Raw genomic sequence first — 25,499 nt, 5'->3', positions numbered from 1 at the left:
CTATGCCCTGGCCGTTTGATTTCCGGCATGCGCTATCATGACTTGCCCCATGTCGCAAAGCCGATCAGTGCGTGATCCAGGGAGGATGCGGCGTGTCCATGCCAGCGATCCCCTTAACGAGTCCGCGCTCGGCGAAGGGGAGATGGGCCATCAGCGGAAGCAGCCGTTTGCGCAGCATGAGAGCGGCCGGGCGTTCCATTGTGGCAAGCGTCGTCAGCATCCGGGTCTGGCGAAGTACGCCGCGGACGGCCGGCAGGCGCAGATCCGAGTATTCTACTTCGCGCCCTTCGGAAATGAGCCAGGCAAGCCAGCAGGCATCTTCTATGCCGAGATTCATGCCGCGCGCCCCGACCGGCGAATGGATATGAGCCGCATCGCCGGCGAGATAGACGCGGCCGATCGACATCTTTTCGACGTGCCTGAAACTCACATTGAAATCCGATCGCCAGGTCTGCTCGACCGGATCGCGGGGATGGACGATCCGGTCCTCGAAGTCTGGCAAGGTCGAGATGTAGCGCAAGACGTTGGCGCGGACCGGAATGCAGCCAAGCACGCCGGGATTGGTGAAATCCACCCGCGCGTAGCTAACGTCGACCGGCGTGTCATAGGCATAGTCGGCCAAGAAGAATTCATTATCCAGCGCCTCGCCCGGAAAAGTGAAGCCGCAGGATTTGCGCACGATCGAATGGGCGCCGTCGGCACCCATCAGGATTGTGGGTCTCACCGTTTCGCCGCTGTCGTCTTTACGAATGAGCGTGACCTCGGGTGCTTCTGCGCCGCCCTCCACCGTGTTCACAGTCGTGTGCCACTCGGGCTCAACCTCGAACGTGCGCAGTTGTTCGAGCAGCAGGCGTTCCGTGACGCCCTGCGGCAGGATGCTCAGGGCAGCGGCGTTCCCACGGAACTTGTTCGTGTGAATGGTCAGCAGGGGGGTGCCCTGCGACGTCAGGCGAAGGCCCTCGATCGGCAGCGCCTGTTCTCGTATCCGCTCGGCAACGCCCGATGGCCCGAGAAGCATCAGTGTTCGCGCATTGATGCCGAGCGCGCGACTCTCGCTTTCCGAAACAGGGGCATCGGTCTGGGTCACTATACGCGGCTTGATTCCGCGTCTGGCCAATTCAAGTGCAAGTGTGAGACCAACTGGTCCCGCGCCGGCGATGAGGATCGAAATGTCGGCGCGTGAAACCATGACCCAGAATCCCTATCCCTTGATGAGGTTCTCCAGCTTTTGTACGGCAACATCGGGGTTCTCGCCATAGGCGATGGTGCCTCGGAAGCGCCCTTCGCGATCAAGCAGGAAGACCGAAGCGGTGTGGTCCATCGTGTACTCGCCGGTCGGATCCTTTTCATCCACCGGTACCTTGCGGGCGTAAACGCGGAAACCCTTCACCATATCCATGACCTGGTCGACCGGACCGGAAATGCCGGTAATGCGCTTGGAAACATTGGAAACATAGCTTCCCAGGATTTCCGACGTGTCGCGTTCCGGATCGACCGTGACCATATAGGCCTGCATTTTCGAGCCGTCGGGATCAACCTTGGCGAGCCACCCGTCGAGCTCGAACAGGGTCGTCGGGCAAACCTCGGGGCAGTGGGTGAAGCCGAAGAAAAGGGCCGTCGGCTTGCCGGTGAAGGCCTTCTCTGTGATCGGTTGGCCGTCCTGTGCGATAAGGCTGAACGGAACGCCGAAGGGACCTTCAGCAAGCTTTTCGTCAGTCTTCGACATTTCCAGGGTCAACCAGCCGAGGAGGCCGGCAAGGAGGGCTATGGCAATCCAAAGCGCGATACGTACCGTCTTCATGAAACTATCCGCGATATATGACTGTCGCCTCGGTTGTGAGCGACTTCATTGCAGTCATAGTTCGCCAAAGGCGGCCGGGCAAATGCGCGTATCGCCGCAACCGCATGCTCGCAACAATGTGATCGCGGAAAGCTCAGAAGCACCAGGAAAGACCGGTCTCTGCCATTGAAAGCAGGATCGCCGACCCATGGCCGATCCATCCGGCAAAAGCCAGTGAGAAAAGCACGGCGAGGAACGCAAGCGCAAGAGTAAACGCTATGCCGGAGCGGACGGTGAGGCGGTTCGTAACCATGAAGACATCCTAGCGCATGTCGACTCGAACTGGAATGAGGGCAGTTGAGCCTTTTTGGCGTGCGATGAGAAGTGCCGCAACAGAAGGTATTGGCGGTTGAGATTACTGCCAAATGCCTCAAAATCCGCCATTTCCAGCTCCGGCGCTTAGCGATTGTTTAATCTCTCTCTGCAAGGCTCCGGGAGCGTATGGGCCGCGTCCGGCCCCTCGGGCATGAGGTCCGCAGGCCGCAAGGCCTCCCGCGCATTTGCGATCCTGCCGCCGAAAACTGGGAAGAGTCCGATCCATGTCCAACGCCATCAAGCAATCCGGTGCTTATCTCGAAATTGTTTCCTTTCACCTGGGCGACCAGGAATTCTGCATCGATATCATGGCCATCCGGGAAATCCGCGGCTGGGCGCCGGTAACGCCAATGCCGCATACGCCGCCCTACGTGCTCGGCCTGATCAACCTGCGCGGTGCGGTGATCCCGGTCATCGACATGGCCTGCCGCCTCGGCATGAAAATGACCGAGCCGTCCGAGCGCTCCGCCATCATCGTCACCGACATCGCCGGCAAGCTGGTCGGCCTGCTCGTGGAGCAGGTTTCCGACATGATGACCATCAAGAGCGAAGACTTGCAGCCGGCGCCGGAAATTATTCCGGAAGCCCAACGCGCCTTCTGCCGCGGCATCGTCGCGCTGGAGAAGACCATGGTCTGCTTCCTCAACCTCGATACCGTCATCGCCGATGAGCTGGCGCAGGCCGCCTGATCGGACAAATCGCGGATCGCATGTCTAGCACCCCGGCGAGAACACTGCCGGGGTGTTGGTGTTGAGCAGAAGCACAGTCAGATCCTTCGGGGTTAACCGCCGCGAGGGTTGTTGCCGCGCCCCGTGACCATTCAAGTGCTTATTTCCTTGCGCTAGGATGCATATCCTTCCCAGTCGCGCGGGTGTCTTCCCGACAGTCGGAGTGCTGACCATGAAATGCCTGTTGCTTGTTGATCTTCAGAACGGCTTCTGCCCGGGTGGCAATCTTGCCGTTGCCGGCGGCCATGAGGTGATCCCCGTTGCCAACCGGCTGATGGCGGACGGCGGTTACGACCTGATCGTCGCCTCGCAGGATTGGCACCCGGCGGACCACGGCAGCTTCGCCTCCAATCATCCGGGCAGCCAACCCTTCGAGATGGGGGAATTGGCGGGCAAACCACAGATGCTGTGGCCGGATCACTGCGTGCAGGACACGGACGACGCACAGCTTCATCCCGATCTCGACAAGGCGAAGATCGAGCACGTCCAGCGCAAGGGCATGAACCGGCAGGTCGACAGCTACTCGGCGTTTCGCGACAATGACCGTACCGCGCATACCGGACTGGCCGATATCCTTAAGGGACGCGGTATCACCGTACTCGATATCGGTGGGTTAGCGACGGACTACTGCGTCCAGGCATCGGCGATCGATGCGGTGGAGATGCTGCCCGGCGTCCGGGTCCGGTTCGTCGAAGATCTGAGCCGCGGCATCGATCCGGGCACGATCAAAGCGGCGGAAGACGCGATGGCGGCAGCGGGCGTGGAGACCGTGACCTCGGCCGAGATCCTGCGCGAGGCAGGTCGCGGCTGAACAACCGCTTTGGAACATTCAGGACAAGCGGGCATTTCTTCCTTCGAACCGAAGGGAGAAAATCATGAAACCGTTCAGAGCTCTTTCGTCTACGCTTGTCGCTTGCGCCATCTCCGGCCCCGCCTTCGCCTCGGCGATGATCCAGGGCATGCAAGTCCCCGTGCCGACGCCGCGACCGGCAGTTGTCGAACTTGCCCAGACTGACGGTACAAGTACGAGCGAGAAAATCGTCAAGCCACACGCGGGCGAAACTCAGCCGGACACCATGACGACAGGCGCGATTTCGCCTGCCGCTTCCCTAGGCGACTTAAAGGCGGTGGATGTCAGCAAGATATCGGTGATGCGGGTCGATGAGATCTCTGACGCGAACCGTCGAGAAATGTACCGTCTGTCGACAGAAAAGAAGGCAGTCGAAGTACGCAAGCTGCAGGCCGATATACGATCCAACCCGGAGCTTGTTGCAGCGCTCGATGCCAAACAGGTCGACATCGAGAAGATTGTAGCCGTTCATCAGAGCGCGGAGGGTCACGCCATCTTTATCGTCATGTGAGGGACGGAAGCGGAGACTCTGGTGGACCAGTGTCTAAACGCCGAGCTTAAATCACTGTGGCTTGCCGCTCGTCCAGGTAACGTTCTCGCCGAACAGGGGTACGGTGGAAATCGACATCTTCGCCGATCCTTCCGTCAGCTCGCGCGAGTGAGCCAGGTAGATCAGCGTGTCGTTCTTCTGGTCGTAAATCCTGGTTACCACGAGTTTTTTCCAGACCAGCGAAAGACCGGACTTGAAAACCTCCTCGCCACCCTTCGAAAGGCTGATATCGCCGATGGTGATCGGCCCCGTCTGCTGGCAGGAGATCGCGTTGTTCGACGGGTCCTCGAACCAGTTGCCCTTCTGCAGCCGGTCAAGGACGCCCCTGTCGAAGTAGGTAATATGGCAGGTAACGCCGGAGACTTCCGGATCGCTCACTGCGTCGATCATGATGTCGTTGCCCATCCAGTCCACGCCGACCTCGCCGACGGTGTCGGCGGAGGCGCTGGCGGCGAAGAGGGAAAGACTGGCAGCAAGGGCGAGGCGAAGGCGCTGGGCTTTCATCGTGCGGTCTCCATCGTGGCTTTCCCTTTCACGTAGGTGGCGGGAGCGATTTTGCAACGACGAGGTCAAACGCCCTTGGCCGCGGCAATCGTCGCACGCACAGCGTCAGTATCGGTCAGCGTGAGTTCGTACTCGCGGTCCTTTTCAGTGCCGCCCATGCCGACATGCGGGTTGCGGAACTGCATGCCGCTCGGGATGGTCTTGAGCGCCGCGAAATGCATCTCCTTCAAGCCGGCGCCGTCGCGCACGGTCTTGATGTTGCCCACGTCGAGCGCACCGCAGCCCATGATGACGATGCGGTCGCCCGCCTGCTCGTTCACCTTCTTCAGGATATCTAGACCCTCGACTGCGGTGTCGCGCTGACCGGAGGTGAGGACGCGGTCGATACCGCAGCGGATCAATGCTTCCAGCGCTTCGCCGGCGTCGATGGTCATGTCGAAAGCGCGGTGACAAGTGACCGACATCGGGCGCGCTGCCTCCACCAGGGCTTTGGTGCGATCCTCATCGATGCGGCCGTCCGAGGTCAGGCAGCCGATGACGACGCCGGCCACGCCTTCGGCGCGCAGGGCCGAAATGTCGTCGCGCATCGTCTCGAACTCGGTCTGCGAATAGAGGAAGTCGCCGCCGCGGGGCCGGATGATCACATGCACAGGAATGCGCGCTGCCTTCACGGCCGCACGGATGGTTGCAAGGCTCGGCGTCAGGCCGCCTTCCATCAGACTTGCGCAGAGTTCAACACGGTCAGCGCCGGCCTCTTGCGCGGCCAGAAATCCATCGATGCCTTCGACACAGAGTTCGATGAGCGGCGCAGTCATGAAATATCCCCCTGAAATGATTCCGACGGCACGTTAGGGCGGTGAGATTGGATGGGCAATGGGGACAGGGCTCGCAAGGTAAAACCTTGTAGGGGGCGTCGCTGCCATTCCGACTCGGCATAGACTGCGCTATCCCTCTCATCCTGATGTGCAAGGGGGAGCGTATCGTGGAGAACATCGTCAACCTGTCAGCCCTGGATCTGTCGGCGGCCATTCATGCGCGTAGCGTCTCCTGCCTTGCCGTCATGGAGGCCTATCTTGCGCGCATCGAGGTGCTCAACCCGAAAATCAACGCGATCGTCAGCCTGCGCGAGGCGTCTGAGCTGATTGCAGAGGCCGACGCGGCGGATCGCGCGCTCGCGGACGGCCGTTCCCGTGGATGGCTTCACGGCATTCCCTTCGCAATCAAGGACCTTTCCGAAGCAAAGGGTATTCGCTGCACCTACGGCTCGCAAATCTACAAGGATTTCGTCCCGGACTTCGATGACATCCATGTCGAGCGCATCCGTGCGGCCGGCGCCATCATCATCGGCAAGACCAATGCGCCGGAGATGGGACTTGGCTCGCACACCTACAACACCGTCTTCGGGGCCACTCGAAACCCATATGATGTTGCCAGGAGTGCCGGCGGCTCCTCCGGCGGGGCCGCGGCGGCGCTTGCAGCTAGGCTCCTGCCGGTAGCTGATGGCAGTGATATGATGGGATCACTGCGCAATCCGGCCGCGTTCAACAACGTCATCGGCTTCCGGCCGAGCTTTGGCCGCGTGCCGTCGCTCGGCAACGAACTCTATCTCGGCCAGCACGCAGTAAACGGGCCGATGGGGCGCAGCGTTGCCGATGTCGTGACATTGCTGAACACCCAGGCGGGCTACGACGCGCGCGATCCCTTGTCGCTACCAACCGAGATCCTGCTGCCGGACCAGCGTAAGGATTTCTCCGGCGCGCGGGTCGGCTGGCTCGGCGACCATGGTGGGCATCTGGCCTTCGAGCCGGGCGTTCTAGATCTCTGCCGCGACGCGCTCGACGTCTTTCGAGCGCTCGGGACGTCTGTTGCCGATGTGCCGGCGCGCTTCGACATGGACCGGCTCTGGTGGGGCTGGCGGACCTACCGCCATTTTCTCGTAGCCGGAGGGCAAGGGGCGGACTATGCCGATCCCGACAAGCGGTCAAAAATGAAGCCGGAGATGATCTGGGAGATCGAGAATGGGCAGCGGCTCTCCGCAACCGACATTCTCGCCGCTTCGGCGATCCGCAGCGACTGGTATCGCTACGTTCTGGAACTGTTCGATCGTTACGACTTCCTTATCCTGCCCTCGGCGCAGGTCTTTCCGTTCGATGTGACGCTCGACTGGCCGAAAGAGGTCGCGGGCAGGGCGATGGACACCTATCATCGCTGGATGGAAGTAGTGATCGGGCCGACAATGGCGGGGCTGCCGGCCGCCGCTATGCCGGCGGGATTCGGTGGCAACGGGCTGCCGTCTGGCATCCAGATCATCGGACGGCCGCGGGCCGACAAGGCGGTGTTGGAACTGGCCGCGGCCTACGAGGCGCAGGTTGACTGGCTCGGGCGTGCTCCTTCCATCTCCTGACCGGGAGGCGTAGGGCGCGAGCGTTTGTGATTTGTTGTTTCCGGTTGCGAGACGTATCCTCTCTACCATCCGACACGCGGACTTTGCATTGCTGCGTGTCTGATCGGACGTCCGAGGGGCGCTAGCATCGGGAGGTTTCGATGGGCCGGAAGTACATCGACTGCCGGGAATTTCCGAGTGAAATGAAGTGCACGATTGCGATATCGGCCGACAGCGAGGAAGAGTTGGTCGACGCGGCCGTTCTGCATGCCGTCTCGGTCCATGGCGAGCACGACACGCCTGCGTTCCGCGCGGAAATCCGTAAAGCCGTCCACGACGGTATGCCGCCGCTGAAGGTGGCCTGAAGGTCCGGGGTGTGGGGTGGGGCGCGGCTGAACAACGCGTCCATCCATCTAGTCGCTGTAGTGCCGGCGTTCCTGCCTTGGGCGCTGGCGTGGGCGCGACGCTGACGCATTCACATGGTTAACGTGTGCAAAAAAATCCAAACAACGATAGTGCCAAAGCGCAATCGATCGATTGCTGCGAAATCTGAAGCTGTTTGCCAAAGTCGTTGAAATTGCGCGATGATTCGGTAGGTTTTGTCGCGTCTTCACCAACGGGTCACGCGATTTTTCAATCCCCGTAAAGGAATTGCTTACCATAGTTTGACACTATTTCCGTCATTGTTTCGACCAGTGTGCATGGCACGGGGCGCCTCACAAGCAGGCGCGTTGACGCCACCATACCGGTCCCGACGGCAATCCGTTCGATTGGCGCCGGATCGAGTAACCAGTACTTTGGGTAACGAGTATCATGGCGTCTGTGACCGTTGCGTGCAGTGAAATCCATCCCCGTCGCGGGTCCCTCCATTCTCTCAAAAAGCCGCGTGGGTTTCTCATCGGAGCAGTCGCCGCCTGCCTGTGTATCGCTGCTTCCTCATGGGTCATGTGGGCGCTCGCAACAGTGCATGCGATGGCGCCATCAGCTTCGACGGAAAAGCAGAACCGACTGCAGATTTCTCTGAACCTACCTGTCGTGAAGCGCGAGGCCCCAGTCCAGCGCAACATTCGGATACGGAAGTTCGACCGGCTATCGAAGACGCCGCCCGACCAGCTCTGGCCGGCTGGGCTCACCGCCGATCTGATAAAATCGCATCAGCGGAAAAGGAACGCGATCGCGACAATGAGGCTGGCGATGGAAGCGGCGCAGAAGCCGGTCACGTTGTCCGTCGCTGCCGTCTCGCAGGTCCAGAACGGCGTTGCCGCCGAAGCGCGCGCGCAGGTTCAGGGATCGCTTGTGACGGCGCTGGTCGACCCCGGCCAGACGCGGGACGAGACGCTGTCAAAACCCTTCAGCCTCGTACTGTCGGAAGCGGCACATCCACTGCCCGATACGATTCCATTGCCTGAGGCCCGGCCGAAGCTGATTGCGAGGGGCATGGAGAAGCCGAGCAAGCCTGAAACGCCTGTGAGGGAACTCGCCTATGCGAGCCCGGCGCAGGTCGATACGGACGACGAAGTACGTGAAAAGGTCCGGCCGAATTGGTTCGGCTCCCGCAGCCGTTCCCGCGGTCGCACGGCCTATTACGATATTGCTGCGGGGGTCGTGCATCTTCCGAGCGGCGAACGGCTCGAGGCGCACTCCGGCATCGGCCCGATGCGTGACAATCCGAAATACGTGCATATGAAGATGCGCGGCTCGACACCGCCCGGAACGTTCAAGCTCTCGATGCGCGAAAAGCTTTTCCACGGTGTGCAGGCGCTGCGTATGACGCCGGTCGACGGCGTCCATCCGCATGGCCGCACCGGTTTGCTGACCCACTCCTATCTGCTTGGACGGAACGGAAATTCGCACGGTTGCGTGGCGTTCAAGAACTATCCGCGGTTCCTCGCCGCTTACAAGCGCGGCGAAATCGACACGCTCGTCGTCGTGCCCAACATGAATGCCGGCAAGACCCAGTTTGCCTCGTTGTTTGGAAAGAAAGGCTGACGCGAAATTCGCCTGGTTCTGCTTGAGACATTGCCCTGCGGCATTTAAAAGCGCCGCCGGTCTGACTGGACCGGCGGCATTCTTGCTTCAAATCAGCAACGCGCACACGACATCACGCCGTGGTTACACATCCGGCGACGCTGGAGAGATTGCGCCCACAGCCGCAGCGTCGCGCACGAAATCGCTCTCGCGCCTCGTGCCCGCATGCAAACCAGTGTCCGAAGATCATTATCGATCCTCGATCGCGGGCGCTAAGCCATGAACAACCGGCGCAGTGTGGCGAAAAAGCCGGGCGGCTTGGGTGCAAGGACTGCCCGGATCTGTGCCGCTGCCGTTGCCGCGCTCACTGCCGATCCGTAATGGCAATAGCAGATGACCTCGTGAAGCTCGTCGTCCGAGAGCTCGAAGAAGCGCCGTGCTTCGCCATAGGTGTCGTCCGTCAGCCCGGCCGCGCGCAGGACGGGGTCAGCATAGGCGACAGAAATCGGCGAACCGTCTCCGCGCATATTCGCACGAACACTCGGTGACTGATGCTCCGTCTGGCGCAAGGTCGACAGGTGCCAGTGCGGGTTCTGCTCGAGGAGTTCCGCCCAGCGTTCCAGCCGCTCCTTGCGGGTCAGTGTCTGAGCCGGAAAGGTCTCGACTTCTGCAACAAGCCGTAGTTGTTCCACTGTTTGATGCTTCATCTTGGACTCCCATTCAGAGGATGGATGCTCCGCCCCCCAATGCTCAATAAGCCCCACTTAGAAAAGTGACTCCACTGAGAACGGATGTCCAATCACGATAGGATTCCAACGGCTTTTTTAGCCGCCACCAGGCTGGGAAAGGGCTTGCGACAGGCGGTAGCCTGCGATCGGCCGATCCAGATCGGCGCAGGTCGCCTACACCCTTTCCACGAAGCCGTCCAAGACCCGTTTCTGGCCGGCGCGGTCGAAATCGATCGTCAGCTTGTTGCCCTCGATCGCGGCAATGTTGCCATTGCCAAACTTCAGGTGGAAGACCCGGTCGCCAACGGAGAAGCGGGAGGGCTCGCTCGTGGTCGACTTGGCAACGAGCTCGCCTTCGATCGTGCGGGCGCGGGGGCCGCTCTCGCCGTAACCGATGCGCTCTACTGCGTGACCGGAGCGGTTGCCCCAGTTGTCGCGGGTGGCGTCCGTCTTGTTCTGCTGCGCGCGGCGCCAGCCGGGGGTGGAGTAGGAATTCTGGAACGGCTCCTGCTTGTCGAAGCGCGATTGCCCATAACCGCCACCGCCGCGCCCATAGCCACCGTAGTTCTGGTCGGATTCGGCTACCTCGACGTGGGCTTCCGGCAGTTCGTCCAGGAATCGCGAGGGGATCGTTGACTGCCATAGGCCGTGAATGCGGCGGTTGGAGACGAACCAGATATGGCAGTTGCGCTTGGCGCGGGTGATGCCGACATAGGCGAGCCGACGTTCCTCCTCCAGGCCGGAGCGTCCACCTTCGTCAAGCGCGCGCTGGTGCGGAAACAGGCCTTCCTCCCAACCGGGCAGGAAGACGGTCTCGAATTCCAGCCCCTTGGCGGAGTGCAGCGTCATGATCGAGACGGCGTCGAGGTCCTCGTTCTGCTCAGCATCCATGACGAGCGCAACGTGCTCGAGAAAGCCGCGCATGCTTTCGTACGGCTCCATGGAGCGGATCAGTTCCTTCAGGTTCTCAAGCCGCCCCGGCGCTTCCGCCGATTTGTCATTCTGCCACATGGCCGTGTAGCCGCTCTCATCGAGGATCTGCTCGGCAAGTTCGGTGTGCGGCATGGTTTCGAGCAGCGCCTGCCAGCGCTTGAAGTCGGCGACGACGTCGAACAGCGCCTTGCGCGCTTTCGGTTTCAGTTCGTCGGTCTCGATGATGTCGCTTGCTGCGGCGAGCATCGGAATGTCGCGGGCACGGGCATAGTCGTGCAGAGTGCGCACGGTCGTGTCGCCGAGGCCGCGCTTCGGCGTGTTGATGATGCGCTCGAAGGCGAGGTCGTCGGCCGGCTGGCAGACAAGCCGGAAATAGGCCATGGCATCGCGGATCTCGAGCCGCTCATAGAAGCGTGGTCCGCCGATGACGCGGTAATTCAGGCCGAGGGTAACGAATCGGTCTTCGAACTCGCGCATCTGGAACGAGGCGCGTACGAGGATCGCCATGTCGTTGAGATTGTGACGCTTGCCGTTGCGGTCCGGGCGCTGCAGTGTCTCGATCGTCTCGCCGATCGCGCGGGCTTCTTCTTCCGAATCCCAGGCGGCGTGGACGATCACCTTGCCGTCTTCCGGATCGAGCCGGTCGGTGAAAAGCGTCTTGCCGAGCCGGCCCTCGTTGTGGGCGATGAGATGGCCGGCCGCGCCGAGGATGTGGGCGGTGGAGCGATAATTGCGCTCGAGTTTGATCACCTTGGCGCCTGGGAAGTCCTTGTCGAAGCGCAGGATGTTGTCCACCTCGGCACCCCGCCAGCCGTAGATCGACTGATCGTCGTCACCGACGCAGCAGATGTTTATCTGCTGCCGCTTGTTTTCGCTCACGGCCGCATCGCGCCTGTCGGCGCTGGCCTGCGCGGGCGCGGGCGAAACGTCGCCCGGCCAGCTATCGCTGGCTCGCCCTTCGGCCGGAATCGGCGCCCGACCGGAGGACTGTGACCGCTGCGCCAGAAGCCGCAGCCACATGTACTGGGCGGTGTTCGTGTCCTGATACTCGTCAACCAGGATGTAGCGGAACTTCTGGTGATATTCCCTGAGGATATCCGGATTGGTGCGGAAGATGCGGATCGGGTGCAGCAACAGATCGCCGAAGTCGCAGGCGTTCAGCGTCTTCAGGCGGTTCTGGTAGGCGGCGTAGAGCTCGCGGCCCTTTCCGTTGGCAAACGCACGAGCGTCGCCTTCCGGGATCTGTGCCGGGTCGAGCGCCTTGTTCTTCCAGGTATCGATCATGCCGGCGAACTGCTTTGCCGGCCAGCGCTTGTCATCGATTCCCTCGGCCTGGATCAACTGCTTGATCAGGCGCACGACGTCATCGGTGTCGAGGATGGTGAAATCGGACCTCAGTCCGACCATTTCGGCATGACGGCGCAGAAGCTTGACCCCAATCGAGTGGAAGGTGCCGAGCCAGGGCATGCCCTCGACGGCTCCGCCGACGAGCATGCCGACGCGCTCCTTCATCTCGCGTGCGGCCTTGTTGGTGAAGGTCACGGCGAGGATCTGCGAGGGGAAGGCGCGGCCGGTTGCGAGGATATGGGCGATGCGGGTGGTTAGCACGCGCGTCTTGCCGGTGCCGGCACCGGCAAGAACGAGTACCGGGCCGTCCAGCGTCTCGACCGCCTCGCGCTGCTCGGGATTGAGGCCGGCAAGGTAGTCCGGCGCACGGTTGGCATCGCGCGCAGCCATGGCGCGCGCGGCAATGCCGCCGGAAGCCGGATTGCCGGGTTTCTGTCCCGAAGCCGGGACCTTCTTCAGCGCCGGATCTTCGTCGTCGAAGAAGGGAATATCATCGTAACCGCTCATCATGCGGCCCAATGTAGTGATTCGGGGGCGAAAGGCCAGTTTCGCGTTCTTCTTTTATTCCGGTCTTTCGTTCCTGAACGCGTGGCTGTGGAAAGGAATGACGGACGCCGTTTGCGTGGACCGGAGGGGCCGCGCCGAAGCGCTACCCCTGCGATCCGTCAAAGCATCACTGGTAGACGACGATCCGGGCGTGGTATGGCACGCGGTTGTAGAGATCGATGACGTCCTGGTTGATCAGGCGAACGCAGCCGGACGAGACGGCCTTGCCGATCGACTTCCACTCCCGGTTTCCATGTAGCCGATACAGGGTATCCTGGCCGTTCTGGAAGATGTAGAGCGCGCGGGCGCCGAGCGGGTTACTCAGGCCAGGTTCCATACCGCCGTTGGCGATGGAGTATTTTTCGAGCGCGGGCTGGCGTGCGATCATCTCATTCGGTGGCTTCCAGCGCGGCCAATGTTGGCGCCAGTGGATGACGCCTTCGCCCTGCCAGGAAAATCCCTCACGGCCGATACCGACGCCATAGCGCATCGCCGTTCCACCCGGCTCGACGACGTAGAGGAAACGCTTCGGCGTATCGACGACAACCGTTCCCGCTGGCTCGCCAGTCGGATCGACAACGCGTTGCCGGTGGAACTGGGGATCGATCTTTTGATAGGGAACGGCCGGAAGCGAGTAGCCGCCATCCTGGATTGGGCCGTACATGACATCCAGTTCCGAGGCCGTTTGAGGCACGATCGGACGCCTTGGCGCCACCGGAACGGGTGCGTTCCTGCCGCTCGGCGTTGTGGTGGTACAGCTCGCCAGCGCTGCTGCTGCGGCAGTCAGGATGAACGTTCGCCGTGACGTGAGGAATGCGGCCGACATTTCAGGGGGATTTCTTTCATGGAAAGGTTTGTGCTTGGAGGTCGATGCCTACCGAGGTTCTCGACGACATGACAAGGCTGCGGGGCGATCACATCTTCGTCATGGGCGTGATGGGCGGGGGATTGTGTCTGAAAGGTCGCACGTCTGCCGACCAGGCCGGCAGACGTGCGGTCTACAGGTCTTGCGCAACCCTCTTTCAGTTTTGGTGGTTTGGAGAGTTAGCCGCAATCCGCATCGAACACCGGATCGACCGGCACCTGCAGGCCCGTTGCGAGTTGGTTCGTTTTCGATGCGAGCGAGATGATCGACAGCAGTTCAGCGTGCTGCTCGGGGCTCATTCCCTTCGCCTTTGCTGCCGCGGTGTGGGAATGGACGCAGTAGCTGCACCCGTTGGTAACGGAAACGGCGATGTAGAGCATTTCCTTGACGAGCGGATCCAGCGCCGAGGGTGTTGCCATGACCGCCTTGACCTCGCGCCAGGTGCTTTCGAGCAGGGCGGGATCGAAGGCGAGATAGAGCCACATGTTGTTGATGAAGTCGGATTTGCGCGTGGTGCGGATGTCGTCGAATACCGCCTTGACGCGGGGATCTGTTTCGAGTTCGGCGGCGGGCTTGACGGTACTCATGGCATGGCTCCGTTGCGACAGGCACGATCGGCGGCGCGAATACCGCCGATGGTAATAGTTCTTAGACGAGGGCCAGCACGCGCGACGGGCCGCCGGTTCCCCCGCGCACCTTTGGGGCGCCGACGACGAGGGTCGCCCCTTTCACCGGTACCTTGTCGAGGTTGGCGACAGCTTCCAGTCCCCACCGGCCGGCCGGAAGCCAGGTGTTGTGGGTGGCAAAGTCGGGGGAGATGCCATAGTCGAGCGACAGCGAGTCGACGGCGATGCCGGCAGCCTTCGTTTCGAGCAGCGCCTTGACGGTCTCGACGTGGAATCCGGGAAAATGCAGTTTTCCCTCGGCGTCGGCGTTGCGGAACTTGTCGGTGCCGAGATGGGCGGACCAGCCGGAATTCATCGCCACGCAGGCATTGTCCGGGATGTCGCCGTTGGCAGATATCCAGGCCTTGAGGTCATCAGGCGTCAATTGGGCGTTTGGATCAGCGGCTGCTTTCTCGCGGATGTCGATGACGACAAGCGGGACCACGAGGTTTTCAACCGGAATCTCGGCGACCGAAAGACCATCTGCGGAGAAGTGCAGGGGGGCGTCCATATGCGTTCCGGTGTGTTCGCTGTAGCGCAGCTCGAACAGGTTGAAAGTGTGTTCCTTGAAGTTGAACTTCTGCTCGCGGAAAAACTGCTGCGGGCCGAAGAAGGTCGGAAATTCCTCAAAGAGCTCATGGGTCAGGTCGGCGACGGACTCCGGTGCCGCAGCGATCGCCGGGCTGAGGGCGCCGGTACTTGCCATGGCGGCTGTCGCCGCGCCGGCGGCCGCGGCGCGAAACAGGCCGCGCCTGGAGAGCATGTTTTTCTTCACGGATTCAATGACGCAGGCATCACACATTGCATTCCCCTTCCATGAAAATATTATAAGTCGTTGAAAAATAAGCGGACCACTCCGCTGTCAGGAAGGCTAGCAACAAGCCTGCCGTTGGTCCAGCAATGCGCTTTCCTGCAACTGCGGCCGGTGCTGAACGATTTTTCGCGCAATTCTTACAATTACGTAATGATCGCATTCTTTCATTGCCGGTTCATGGGCAAGACACGATACTTGCCCTATACGGCAACCGTGCCGACGCGGAGCGTCGACCCATTGCCCGGAGAGTTCAATGCGCCTTTGGAAACAGATTGTAGTAAGCCTTGCCGTCGTAGGCGCCGGTGTCCTCGTCTGGGGACGGTTGGCGCCGGGGGCAGGCGACACGCTCAAGGCTGCAGGACTACCCGATGGACTGGTCGCCTGGGTGGCGCCGAGCGGCGCAGCGGATGGCGGCAAGGCGGGCAAAGGCGGGCAGGGCAATGGCCAGCGCGGCAGTTTCGGCGGCCCGACACTGGTGGTGACGAAGCCGGTGCAGTTCACCCTCGTCAACGACCGGCTAAGCGCCATCGGCGATGGCGAAGCCATTCGCAGCGTGATCGTCACGCCCTATTCGAGCGGCAACCTCACGGAGGTTCTCGTCAAGTCCGGTGACCGGGTCAAACAGAGCCAGCTGATCGCCCAGTTGGACGACGACGAGCAGAAGATTGCGGCCGATCAGGCTCGCCTGACCCGTGACCGGGCGGCAGACAAGCTGAAGCGCTATGAGAATCTTCACGCCGCGGCAGCCGTCACAGTCGTTGCGATACAGGATGCTCGCGACGAACTGAAGGCGGCGGAACTAGCTTTGCAGAAAGCCGAACTCGATCTAAGCCGCCGCGCCATCAATGCGCCTTATGCCGGCATCGTTGGCATTATCTCGGTCAATCCTGGCGACTATGTCACCACGTCGAGCGAAATTGCGCGGGTCGATGACCGCACCGAGATCCTTGTCGATTTCTGGGTGCCCGAGCGCTTCGTGCCGAAAATTCGCGTCGGCGGGCCGGTGTCTGCGACGGCGATCGCGCGGCCCGGCGAGGTCTTCACGGGTGCCGTGCAGGCCGTCGACAATCGGATCGACCAGGCAAGCCGGACCTTGCGGGTTCGCGCACGCATCGACAATCCGGACGACGTGCTGCGCGCCGGCATGTCCTTTTCCGTGACAATGCATTTCCAAGGCGATCGTTATCCGAGCGTTGATCCGCTGGCATTGCAATGGAGTGCCGATGGCTCCTATGTCTGGCGCATTGTCGATGACAAGGCGGAAAAGGTTCCGGTCAAGCTCATCCAGCGAAATCCGGACAAGGTGCTTGTCGATGCGGAGCTTGCCGAAAACGACGCCGTGGCAACCGAAGGTCTCCAGCGGCTGCGTGACGGCAGTGAAGTCAAGATTTTGAACGCCGGGAAAGAGGCACAGCAGCCTTCCATTGCGGAGGGCACGTGATGGCAAAGCGGGAAGCCGGCACCAGCGCCCATGGCGGTCAGGCGGGATTTACCGCACTTTTCGTGCGCCGCCCCATCTTCGCCCTCGTGGTCAACACGCTGATCGTGGTCGCAGGCCTTGCCGCCTTCAACGGCGTCGAGATTCGCGAACTGCCCTCGGTCGATCAGCCGGTGATCAGCGTCTCGACGGAATTCGAGGGCGCTTCGCCCGAGACGGTCGATCGCGAACTGACCGACGTCGTCGAAGGTGCGGTGTCGCGCGTGCAGGGGATCAAGGACATTTCCTCCACCTCTTCCTTCGGCCGCAGCCGCGTGACCCTCCAGTTCACCGACACGACCGACGTAAGCCAGGCAGCTAACGACGTTCGCGATGCGTTGGGTCGTGTTGCCAACCAGCTTCCGGATGGCGCCGACGAGCCACGCGTAGTCAAGGCCGATGCCGACAGCCAGCCGATCATGCGGCTTGCGCTCACCTCCGATCGCCTGTCGATGGAGGACCTGACGCTGCTCGCTGAGAACGAGATCACCGACCGGCTAGCCGCGGTGGAAGGCGTGGCCGACGTCGATGTATCGGGCGAACAGGAAAAGGTGTTCCGGATCGACATCGACCAGGCGAAGCTGGCAAGCCGCGGGCTGACGATCGCTGATCTCAGCACAGCGCTGAAGACCGCGTCGTTCGACGTGCCCGCCGGTTCGCTGACAAGCATGAACCAGGACATAACGGTTCGCGCCACGGCCGACCTCGCTACGCCGGAGGACTTCGGTAACCTGATGTTACAGAACCGCGTCAGGCTCGGTGACATTGCGGCCATCACGCTCGGGCCGGATGACGGCACCACGGCCCTGCGTTCCAACGGCCGACAGGGCATTGGTCTCGGCATCATCCGCCAGGCGCAGTCGAACACGCTGGACATTTCAGCCGGCATCCGCACGACCGTCGAACAGCTCAAGGGTATATTGCCGGAAGGCACCGAACTGCGCGTCACCAGCGACGACGCGGTCTTCATCGAGGGTGCGCTGCATGAGGTGGAGATCGCACTTGGCGTGGCGGTCCTGATTGTGACGCTCGTGATCTATCTCTTCCTGCGCGATTGGCGGGCGACGCTGATTCCGACGGTCAGTATGCCGATCGCGCTTGTCGGGACGATCGCGGCAATCTACCTTGCCGGATTCTCGATCAACATCCTGACGCTGCTGGCCATCGTGCTCGCCACGGGCCTTGTCGTCGACGATGCGATCGTCGTGCTGGAGAACATCGTGCGCCGACGCGCCGAAGGGCTCGGTCCACGGGCGGCGGCGGTGTTGGGCACACTCGAGGTCTTCTTCGCCGTCATCGCCACCACGGCCACGCTTTGCGCCGTCTTCGTGCCGCTCTCCTTCCTGCCCGGACAGACGGGCCGGCTTTTCCGCGAGTTCGGCTTCGTGCTCGCTTTTGCTCTGCTGCTTTCAGGTTTTGTCGCGCTGACACTCTGCCCGATGCTTGCCTCGCGCATGCTGACGAAGGGGACAACGGAACATGGACATGGCGGCATTCTCGGTCGTTTCGGCGACCTCTGCGCCGCCTTCTATCGGCGCACGCTGAAAGCCTGCCTGAATGCGCCGATGGTGGTCTATGTGGTGGCACTGCTCTTTACCGCCTTCGGCGCCGGCGCGTTCCTGACGCTCAAGTCGGAGCTGACGCCGACGGAGGACCGGTCCCTGGTGATGATGCGCATCAATGCGCCGCAGGGTGTTTCGCTGGAATATACGCAGGAGCAAATGCGGCTGATCGAAGAGAAGCTTCGGCCCATCTATGACAGCGGCGAGATCGTCAATATCTACTCGGTGTCCGGCATGGGCGGCTCGAGCAACAGCGGTTTCATGGTGCTGACGCTTGCGCCCTGGAGCGAACGCGACCGCACGCAGCAGCAGATCGTCGCCGACATCAACGCGGCTGCGGCCGAAGTGCCGTCGGTGCGCGCCTTTGCCATCCAGCCGAACAGCCTCGGCATCCGTGGCGCTGGCAGCGGGCTGCAGGTGGCGCTCGTCGGCAACAACTACGAAAAGCTCGGCAATGCGGCTGCCGAACTGGTGCGCAAGATCGAAGACAGCGGCCGGTTCGAGAACGTTCGATTGAATTACGAGGCCAACCAGGCTCAGCTCTCGGTGACGATCGATCGCGAGCGTGCCTCCGACCTCGGCATTGACATCAACGGGCTTTCCTCGGCGTTGAAGGCCATCATCGACGGTTCGAGCATCGTCGACGTCTATGTCGAAGGGCAGGCCTATCCGGTGATCATCTCGTCGACTACCAACCCCGTCAACGATCCTACAGACCTGGAAAACATCTTCCTCAAGACGGGTGACGGCAAGATCGTGCCCATGTCCTCGATCGCCACACTCAAGGAACAGGCCGTCGCCCCGCAGCTTTCGCGTGAGCAGCAGTTGCGCGCCGTATCGCTGTCGGCTGGCCTCAAGGATGGACTTGCGCTTGGCGACGCGCTGAAGCTGGTCGAGCAGATGGCGGAGCCGCTGCTTCCCGAGGGCTCGCGCCTCATTCCGATGGCCGAGGCGGCGACCCTGGACGAAAATGCGAACGGTCTCTTCATTACCTTCGGCTTTGCCCTCATCATCATTTTCCTGGTGCTGGCTGCACAGTTCGAGAGCTTCGTCAGTGCGCTGATCATCATGACCACGGTACCGCTCGGCCTGGCCTGCGCCGTGTTCGCGATGATCCTGACGGGCACCTCGCTCAACATCTACAGCCAGATCGGGCTTGTCCTTCTCGTCGGCATCATGGCCAAGAACGGTATTCTGATCGTGGAGTTTGCCAATCAGCTTCGTGATCGCGGGCAGGATGTGCGCAGTGCCATCGAGAATGCCTCGAACATCCGTCTGCGTCCGGTGATGATGACGATGATCGCTACCATTGTCGGGGCACTGCCGCTGGTTCTGGCGAGTGGCGCCGGTGCAGAGGCCCGTATCGCGCTCGGCTGGGTGCTCGTCGGCGGCCTCGGCCTGGCGGCGATTGTGACGCTCTACCTGACACCCGTCGCCTATCTCACAATCGCCCGGTTCACCAAGCCGCATGCGGATGAAGAAAAGCGCCTGCAGATGGAAATGGATGCCGCAACCGCCCCGAGACTGCGATCCGTCAAGGTCGAGGAACTGGGCGCCTTGCCGGGGTCGCAGGCAGCTGAGTGACCCGCGAAATGCAAATGTCTTTTCGATCGGTGGAGATGTTAGCAGTACAGCAAAGTGCAGGATGGAAGCCTAGCGAAGCGATTTCAATAGGCATCACGAGAACGAAACCGCGGCGGCATCGTCTGCCGTTGCGTCCTGACTACCGCGGCTCAGATCCGATCAGTTGCTCGTTCCGGTCTGAGAACCCTCCGCCGGCTTCGTTTCCGTCGTCGTTCCGGGCGCGGGTGTAGCTGGTGCCGTCGTGCCAGGGCTCGGGGCCGATCCCGATTGCTCCGTAGTCGCCGGTGCAGTTGTCGTTGCGGTAGTCGTGCGCTCGGTGATCGTCCTGTAGCCAAGGAAGATGACGACCAGGGCGACGATAAGCGCAACGATTGTCCATATGCTGCGCGGGTTCATGGCTGGAACTCCTTTCCATCCCCGCGTGCAATTATCAACCATCGCGATGTATATTACAAATTAATAAGATAGCACCGTCTCGGCTGCTGTCCGAAAGGCGAAACTTGCTATGGACAGCCGTGCCGCAATTCGCACATAACGCGGCAAATGCTTCAGGAGGACAAGCCATGGCGCTTTCGGACATCAGGGCGGGAACCCGCAACGAGCAGGCGATCGCAGCGGCAGTTTCGGCGTGTCAGCAGGCGTTTGGCGCGCGTTTCCACATGGGCGAGGCTATCCGGGCCCAGCATGCGCACACGACCACCTACATCCCGGCCCAACTTCCTGATGGCGTACTTTTTGCCGAGAACGCCGATGACGTGAAGGCAGCGGTCCGCCTGTGTGCCGAGCACAAGGTTCCGGTTGTTCCGTTCGGCACCGGCTCCTCGCTGGAAGGGCAGGTCAATGCACCGAGTGGCGGCATCTCGATCAATTTCAGCAAGATGAACCGCGTTCTGGAAGTGAATGCCGAGGATCTCGACTGCACGGTCGAGCCGGGGATCACGCGCGAGGAATTGAACGCCTATCTACGCGACACGGGCTTGTTTTTCCCGATCGACCCCGGCGCAAATGCCTCGATCGGCGGCATGGCATCGACGCGCGCCTCGGGCACGAACGCCGTGCGCTACGGCACGATGAAGGACAATGTATTGGCCGTGACGGCGGTGACGGCCAGCGGCGAGGAGATCCGCACGGCCCGTCGCGCCCGCAAGTCGTCGGCGGGATATGATCTGACGCGCCTCTATGTGGGGGCCGAGGGAACACTGGGCGTGCTGACCTCGGTCACGCTGCGGCTGCAGGGCATTCCCTCCGTGATCGCTGGCGGCATCTGCGGCTTCCCGACGCTCAAGGATGCCTGCGACGCCGTGATCATGACGATCCAGCTCGGCATACCGGTGGCTCGCATCGAACTCGTCAATGCTTTGCAGATCAAGGCATGCAATGCCTATTCCGGCCTGACGCTGCCCGAGCAGCCGACACTGTTCGTCGAGTTCCACGGCAGCGAGGAGAGTGTCGCGCTGCAATCGCAGCAGTTCGGTGAGGTGGCGTCCGAGTGCGGCGGTGGCGATTTCCAGTGGACATCCGATGCGGAGGAGCGTGCGCGGCTCTGGAAGGCGCGTCACAACGTCTACTGGGCGGCAAAGGCACTAAGCATCGGGGCATCTGTTCTCGCGACGGATGTCTGCGTGCCGATCTCGCGCCTTGCCGATTGCGTCGCGGAGACGGAAGCGGACATTGAGGAGCATGGACTTCTCGCTCCTATCGTCGGCCACGCGGGCGATGGCAATTTTCATGTCAGCGTCGTCTTCGACGATAAGGATCCGGCGGATATCGAGAAGGTCGAGGCTTTTGTCGCGCGGCTGAATGCGCGGGCGCTCTCGATGGATGGCACCTGCACCGGCGAACATGGTATCGGCCAGGGCAAGCAGGCGTTCCTGCCGAGGGAACTTGGCGAAGCGGTCGATGTCATGCGGCAAATCAAGCGGGCGCTTGATCCCGACAATATTTTCAATCCGGGAAAGATTTTTCCCTTGGAGTGAGACAGATGGCCGCCATCCTGCGTATAGTCGGGCAAAGGATGCCGGCAGGAGGTGGCGGATTTGCGTTTGACATGGGCGCGAGCCGAGGCCAGGCGATGAACGTGAATTGGGTGGTCTCGGGATTGGCGGCGTGCTCTCGCGGGTAATGTTGATAGTTGGCGGTCTGGTGGTGGTGGCGCTGTTTACAGCCCTGCTGGCGCCGTTCTTTGTCGACTGGACCGGATTCCGCCAGGGTTTTGAACGCGAAGCCAGCCGGATCGTCGGCCGAAAAGTCGTCGTTCACGGCAGCGTCGATGCCCGGCTCATTCCCTTTCCCTCCGTTACGCTGAACGACGTACGCGTCGGAGAGGAGGACGGTGCCGAACCCTCCGTCACCATTCGGCGTTTCTCGATGGATGCGGAACTGGCGCCGTTCCTTAGTGGCGAGGCGCTGATCTTCGACATGCGAGTCGAAGAGCCGAAGGTTCGCTTGAAACTGCTTTCCGATGGAACGCTCGACTGGGCGCGCGGGCGTAAGTCCGATATCCCTGCCAAGACCGTCATCCTGGAAAATGTCGAGGTAGCCGGGGGCGAGATCGAGTTCATCGACGACCAAGCCGGTCGTACACGCCGGTTCACCGGGCTGGATGCGCAGCTTTCGGCGCGCTCGCTCAGTGGTCCTTGGCGCATCGACGGTCGTGGTGCGCTGGACGGCACGACGGGCGCCTTTCAAATCTCTACGGGCCAGCTGGACGAAAAAGGCGTACTGAAGCTGAAGGCGCGGATCGTTCCGGACAGAATCGCATTTTCCGCCGACCTGGACGGTGATCTCAAAGTCGTCGACTTCAGGCCCCAATACCGGGGCACGTTCTCACTTGCCGAAAAGAAGCTGCCGGACACTCGCGATGCTTCCAGGCCGATCCGGGTTTCGGGGGAATTCGAGCTCTCCAATGAACGCCTACGGGTGCCGCAGTATAACCTTGCGGCTGGCGATCCTGCCGATCCCTATATCGTCACGGGCGAGGCGACGCTCGATACCGGCAAGGAGCCGGAATTCCTGCTGATCGCCGACGGTCAGCAGATCGATGTCAGCCGCATCGGCAATAACGGTGAGAGCGGCAAGACGGGACGCAACCCGCAAGCGTCCGCTCGTCAGCGCCTGCAGGGGCTGCTTGACATCCTCGCCGACATTCCGGTGCCGCAGGTGCCGGGTCGCGCCAGTCTGAAGCTGCCGGCGATTGTCATCGGGGACACGACGGTGCGCGAGGTGCTGCTCGACGTTGAACCGGATGGGGACGGCTGGACCGTGGCGCGAGGCACGGCGCAGTTCCCCGGCCGTACGACCGTGGAGGCCAAAGGGCGGTTGACGCTCAAGGGCAGCCGGCGCTTCGCCGGCGACCTGCTCATCGCCTCCAACCAACCCTCCGGGCTGGCGTCTTGGCTGGCCGGTTCCGTCGATCCGGAAATCCGCAAGCTGAGGAGCGCGGGTTTTGCCGCCAAGGTCGACCTGACGGACGAATTGCAGCGCTTTGAGGATCTCGAACTTGCCGCGGGTGCCGCGACCCTCAAAGGGCGGATCGAACGTCAGTCCCGCCAAGGCGAGGCGCCGGCGCTGTCGATCGAACTCCACGGCAACAGCGTTGAAATCGAGACACTGCAGGCCCTTACCGGGCTGGTGGCCGGCGACGCATCGACGGCCGCCCTGTTACGGCATTCCATCGCACTTGACCTGAAGGCCGCGCGTTTCACCGCTTTTGGTGAGGAGGCACGGGACGCCACCGCAGTGTTGTCTCTGCGGGACGGGGCGCTGAATGTCAGCCGCCTCGATGTCGGATCCGTCGCAGGGGCAACGGTATCGCTCAAGGGACAGCTTGGTGGAACGATGGTGTCCCCCTCGGCGGGTCTCGATGTGACACTGAAGGCACAGCGTATGCGGCCCCTGTTCGAGATGCTCGCGCGGCGTCTGCCCTCACATCCCGTGCTGACGCGTCTGGTCGCAAGCGGGGGATTTTATGACGACGCCGATCTGTCGATGACGCTGGCCTTGCCGGGCGACAAGGATGGTCCGGTTGGCATCATTCTTGGGGGAAGTGTGAACGGCGGCCGGATCGACGCGCAGCTGTCCGCACGCGACTTCAGTGAATTTGTTGCCGGCGGCAATATCGAGGCACAGGCGACGCTGGAAAATCCGAGCACCGTTGCGCTTGCCGGCCAGCTGGGGCTTGAACCGCTGCCATTCGATGCAGAGCCGAACGGAATTGCAGCGATCAAGATCAAGCAGCCGATGTCCGGCCCGGCCGACGTGACTTTCTCTTTCACCACGAGCGGTACATCCATCGCCGCGGACGGAAAGGTCGAATTGGCGGCTGCCCGTTTCCTCGAAGGGGAAATGGATATCGGTATCGATGCCGCTGACATCGAGCCCTATCTGTTGATGAACGGCATCGTGTTGCCGCAAACCGGTGCCGGCTTGCCCGTGGCGCTGAGAACCAAGGCGGCAATAGACGCGACGTCGATACGTCTGGCGGATATCGCTGGAAAGATTGACCGAAACGGGGTTTCCGGGACGCTCATGCTTGATCGAACTGCGCCGATCGCCAAGGGCACCGGCAACCTGGCATTTGACACGATCGATCTCGCCTGGCTGACTGAGGCAGTGCTGGGACCGACCGAAGATGTCGAGGGGCAGGGGTTCAATCGTGATGCCCTCGCAAACCCGACCCGCGATAGCGCCGATTTCAATGTTCAGCTCGCGGCAGGGCAATTCTGGACTGGGCTTTACGGTCCGGTCGACAATTTCAGCGCGGCGCTGAGCTGGACCGGCGGTGACTTGACCCTTTCCGATCTCGCTGGTGACTGGCTGGGCGGATCGCTCGCCGGTCGCCTGAAACTGGCAAATGCCGAAGGCAACGGCTTGCTTGAAAGCCGCCTGACGCTGAGCGGTGCCGATGTCTCGCAGATTGTCTGGTCGGGGGCGGGTGGGCCGGTCTCGACCGGAACGGCGGACATGACCCTGGCGCTCGATGCCTCCGGCGACAGCGTCGCTTCGATGGTGGGAGCCGCAAGCGGCTCGGGTGAAGTTCGAATCGAAGAGTTGACGCTGAAAGGCATTACCAGCGGTGGCTTCGGTGCGATCCTCGCCTCGACTGATGCGATTGAGGGCGACATCACCGAAAAGAAGGTGGATGCTATCGCACTCGACAACGCCCTGCATGGCGAGACCCACCTGGGTGCGGTGAAAATCCCCTTTACGATCGCGTCGGGCAAGCTACGGGCCGACACGATCACAGGCGGCGACGCGGCGGCAGACTTCTCCGGCGGGGCGGAGATTGGTCTGGTTGATCGTTCGCTGTCCGGACAGATCGCCATGCGGTTGCGGGCAGGCGAAGAAGCGATGGCGGGCGGTGAGCCGGAGGTCGTGCTTACCTTTGACGGTTCGATTGCCGAGCCGACAATTCGCGTTGATGCACAGCCGCTCAGCAACTACCTTTCGCTGCGCAAATTTGAACGCGAGCGCCGCCGGGTCGAGATGCTACAGGCGGCCGTGCTGGAGAAGCAGCGGCTGCGTCGCGAGGCAGCACTCTATCGCTCCCGCGTTGCGGCGCGTGCCGCACTGGCAGAGGCCATGCGCCTTCAGGCGCTCGAGGAGGAACGCCGGCGACAGGCCGCGAAGGAGAAGGCCGAACGCGAGCGGTTGGAACGGGAGGCTGCTGAGGCAAGACGCCGGGCGGCGGAGCAGGAGCAGCTGCAGCTGCAGCCGATTGAGCCTGGCAACTATTTTCCCGTCAATCCTAGCGAAGGCGTCACCCGCGAGGATCTACCGCCGATCAGTGGCCAGGGCCTGAATTTTGACACGTTGCCAGGTGTGAACTGATCGACTGGGGA

Annotated in this window: 21 protein-coding genes; 10 read left to right on the top strand and 11 right to left on the bottom strand. The window is 61.8% G+C overall.

Annotated features, from left to right (window positions below; translation table 11 throughout):
• Positions 1–64: 64 nt before the first annotated feature.
• The 3 genes from IB238_RS09645 to IB238_RS09635 all read right to left on the bottom strand — a co-directional run bounded on the left by IB238_RS09645 (position 65) and on the right by IB238_RS09635 (position 2,093).
• On the bottom strand, positions 65–1,189 hold the full coding sequence (locus tag IB238_RS09645; protein ID WP_192245671.1) for an NAD(P)/FAD-dependent oxidoreductase: 1,125 nt from the start codon (positions 1,187–1,189) through the stop codon (positions 65–67).
• A gap of 12 nt (positions 1,190–1,201) precedes the next feature.
• Positions 1,202–1,801, bottom strand: a complete 600-nt coding sequence (locus IB238_RS09640; protein WP_192245669.1) for an SCO family protein — start codon at positions 1,799–1,801, stop codon at positions 1,202–1,204.
• 133 nt (positions 1,802–1,934) lie between these two features.
• Positions 1,935–2,093, bottom strand: coding sequence for a hypothetical protein (locus IB238_RS09635; RefSeq protein ID WP_192245667.1), 159 nt, complete (start codon positions 2,091–2,093; stop codon positions 1,935–1,937).
• Between the two features lie 286 nt (positions 2,094–2,379).
• On the opposite strand from IB238_RS09635, the gene IB238_RS09630 reads away from it, so the two are divergent.
• The 3 genes from IB238_RS09630 to IB238_RS09620 all read left to right on the top strand — a co-directional run bounded on the left by IB238_RS09630 (position 2,380) and on the right by IB238_RS09620 (position 4,244).
• Positions 2,380–2,844: a chemotaxis protein CheW gene (locus IB238_RS09630; protein WP_018326507.1), complete on the top strand. Its 465-nt coding sequence runs from the start codon at positions 2,380–2,382 to the stop codon at positions 2,842–2,844.
• Between the two features lie 211 nt (positions 2,845–3,055).
• Complete coding sequence (gene pncA, locus IB238_RS09625; RefSeq protein WP_192245665.1) at positions 3,056–3,694, top strand: bifunctional nicotinamidase/pyrazinamidase; 639 nt, start codon at positions 3,056–3,058, stop codon at positions 3,692–3,694.
• A 64-nt stretch (positions 3,695–3,758) separates the two neighbouring features.
• Complete coding sequence (locus IB238_RS09620) at positions 3,759–4,244, top strand: hypothetical protein (protein WP_192245663.1); 486 nt, start codon at positions 3,759–3,761, stop codon at positions 4,242–4,244.
• 51 nt (positions 4,245–4,295) lie between these two features.
• On the opposite strand, the gene IB238_RS09615 is transcribed toward IB238_RS09620, so the two are convergent.
• Together IB238_RS09615 and IB238_RS09610 are read right to left on the bottom strand one after the other, a co-directional pair.
• Positions 4,296–4,787 carry a CreA family protein gene (locus IB238_RS09615; RefSeq protein WP_192245661.1) on the bottom strand — a complete coding sequence of 164 codons (492 nt, stop codon included), beginning with the start codon at positions 4,785–4,787 and terminating at the stop codon, positions 4,296–4,298.
• Between the two features lie 65 nt (positions 4,788–4,852).
• Positions 4,853–5,602, bottom strand: a complete 750-nt coding sequence (locus tag IB238_RS09610) for a copper homeostasis protein CutC (RefSeq protein ID WP_192245659.1) — start codon at positions 5,600–5,602, stop codon at positions 4,853–4,855.
• Between the two features lie 167 nt (positions 5,603–5,769).
• On the opposite strand from IB238_RS09610, the gene IB238_RS09605 reads away from it, so the two are divergent.
• The 3 genes from IB238_RS09605 (at position 5,770) to IB238_RS09595 (ending at position 9,159) form a co-directional block, all read left to right on the top strand.
• A complete protein-coding gene (locus IB238_RS09605) occupies positions 5,770–7,191 on the top strand; it encodes an amidase (RefSeq protein ID WP_348648220.1) in 1,422 nt (473 codons plus the stop codon).
• A 140-nt stretch (positions 7,192–7,331) separates the two neighbouring features.
• Positions 7,332–7,535: a DUF1059 domain-containing protein gene (locus tag IB238_RS09600; protein ID WP_192245655.1), complete on the top strand. Its 204-nt coding sequence runs from the start codon at positions 7,332–7,334 to the stop codon at positions 7,533–7,535.
• A 607-nt stretch (positions 7,536–8,142) separates the two neighbouring features.
• A complete protein-coding gene (locus tag IB238_RS09595) occupies positions 8,143–9,159 on the top strand; it encodes a DUF2778 domain-containing protein (protein ID WP_246723516.1) in 1,017 nt (338 codons plus the stop codon).
• A 251-nt stretch (positions 9,160–9,410) separates the two neighbouring features.
• On the opposite strand, the gene IB238_RS09590 is transcribed toward IB238_RS09595, so the two are convergent.
• From IB238_RS09590 to IB238_RS09570, 5 genes are all read right to left on the bottom strand, one after another.
• Positions 9,411–9,845, bottom strand: a complete 435-nt coding sequence (locus IB238_RS09590; protein WP_192245651.1) for a hypothetical protein — start codon at positions 9,843–9,845, stop codon at positions 9,411–9,413.
• Between the two features lie 195 nt (positions 9,846–10,040).
• Positions 10,041–12,656 (bottom strand): UvrD-helicase domain-containing protein, encoded by a 2,616-nt coding sequence (locus IB238_RS09585; protein WP_192245649.1) that lies wholly within the window; start codon positions 12,654–12,656, stop codon positions 10,041–10,043.
• Positions 12,657–12,819: 163 nt separating this feature from the next.
• Positions 12,820–13,518: a L,D-transpeptidase gene (locus IB238_RS09580; protein WP_192245647.1), complete on the bottom strand. Its 699-nt coding sequence runs from the start codon at positions 13,516–13,518 to the stop codon at positions 12,820–12,822.
• A gap of 218 nt (positions 13,519–13,736) precedes the next feature.
• Positions 13,737–14,144 (bottom strand): carboxymuconolactone decarboxylase family protein, encoded by a 408-nt coding sequence (locus IB238_RS09575; RefSeq protein ID WP_192245645.1) that lies wholly within the window; start codon positions 14,142–14,144, stop codon positions 13,737–13,739.
• 61 nt (positions 14,145–14,205) lie between these two features.
• Positions 14,206–15,024, bottom strand: a complete 819-nt coding sequence (locus tag IB238_RS09570) for a cyclase family protein (protein WP_192245643.1) — start codon at positions 15,022–15,024, stop codon at positions 14,206–14,208.
• A 265-nt stretch (positions 15,025–15,289) separates the two neighbouring features.
• On the opposite strand from IB238_RS09570, the gene IB238_RS09565 reads away from it, so the two are divergent.
• Together IB238_RS09565 and IB238_RS09560 are read left to right on the top strand one after the other, a co-directional pair.
• On the top strand, positions 15,290–16,477 hold the full coding sequence (locus tag IB238_RS09565) for an efflux RND transporter periplasmic adaptor subunit (protein WP_192245641.1): 1,188 nt from the start codon (positions 15,290–15,292) through the stop codon (positions 16,475–16,477).
• Entirely contained in the window at positions 16,477–19,659 is a 3,183-nt protein-coding gene (locus IB238_RS09560; RefSeq protein WP_192245639.1) for an efflux RND transporter permease subunit, read from the top strand. Before IB238_RS09565 ends, IB238_RS09560 begins: the two co-directional genes overlap by 1 nt.
• Positions 19,660–19,818: 159 nt before the next feature.
• On the opposite strand, the gene IB238_RS24550 is transcribed toward IB238_RS09560, so the two are convergent.
• Positions 19,819–20,055 carry a hypothetical protein gene (locus IB238_RS24550; protein ID WP_246723515.1) on the bottom strand — a complete coding sequence of 79 codons (237 nt, stop codon included), beginning with the start codon at positions 20,053–20,055 and terminating at the stop codon, positions 19,819–19,821.
• Between the two features lie 167 nt (positions 20,056–20,222).
• Between IB238_RS24550 and IB238_RS09550 the strand changes: the two genes are divergently transcribed.
• Together IB238_RS09550 and IB238_RS09545 are read left to right on the top strand one after the other, a co-directional pair.
• Positions 20,223–21,635, top strand: coding sequence for an FAD-linked oxidase C-terminal domain-containing protein (locus IB238_RS09550; RefSeq protein ID WP_192245637.1), 1,413 nt, complete (start codon positions 20,223–20,225; stop codon positions 21,633–21,635).
• Positions 21,636–21,765: 130 nt separating this feature from the next.
• Complete coding sequence (locus tag IB238_RS09545; protein WP_348648219.1) at positions 21,766–25,488, top strand: AsmA family protein; 3,723 nt, start codon at positions 21,766–21,768, stop codon at positions 25,486–25,488.
• The last annotated feature ends 11 nt before the right edge of the window (positions 25,489–25,499 follow it).

It is taken from the genome of Rhizobium sp. ARZ01, assembly GCF_014851675.1.
In the GTDB taxonomy this organism is placed as follows: Bacteria; Pseudomonadota; Alphaproteobacteria; order Rhizobiales; family Rhizobiaceae; genus Mycoplana.
The sequence above is the reverse complement of the archived record's forward strand: the minus strand, read 5'-3'. Positions and strand labels throughout refer to the sequence as shown.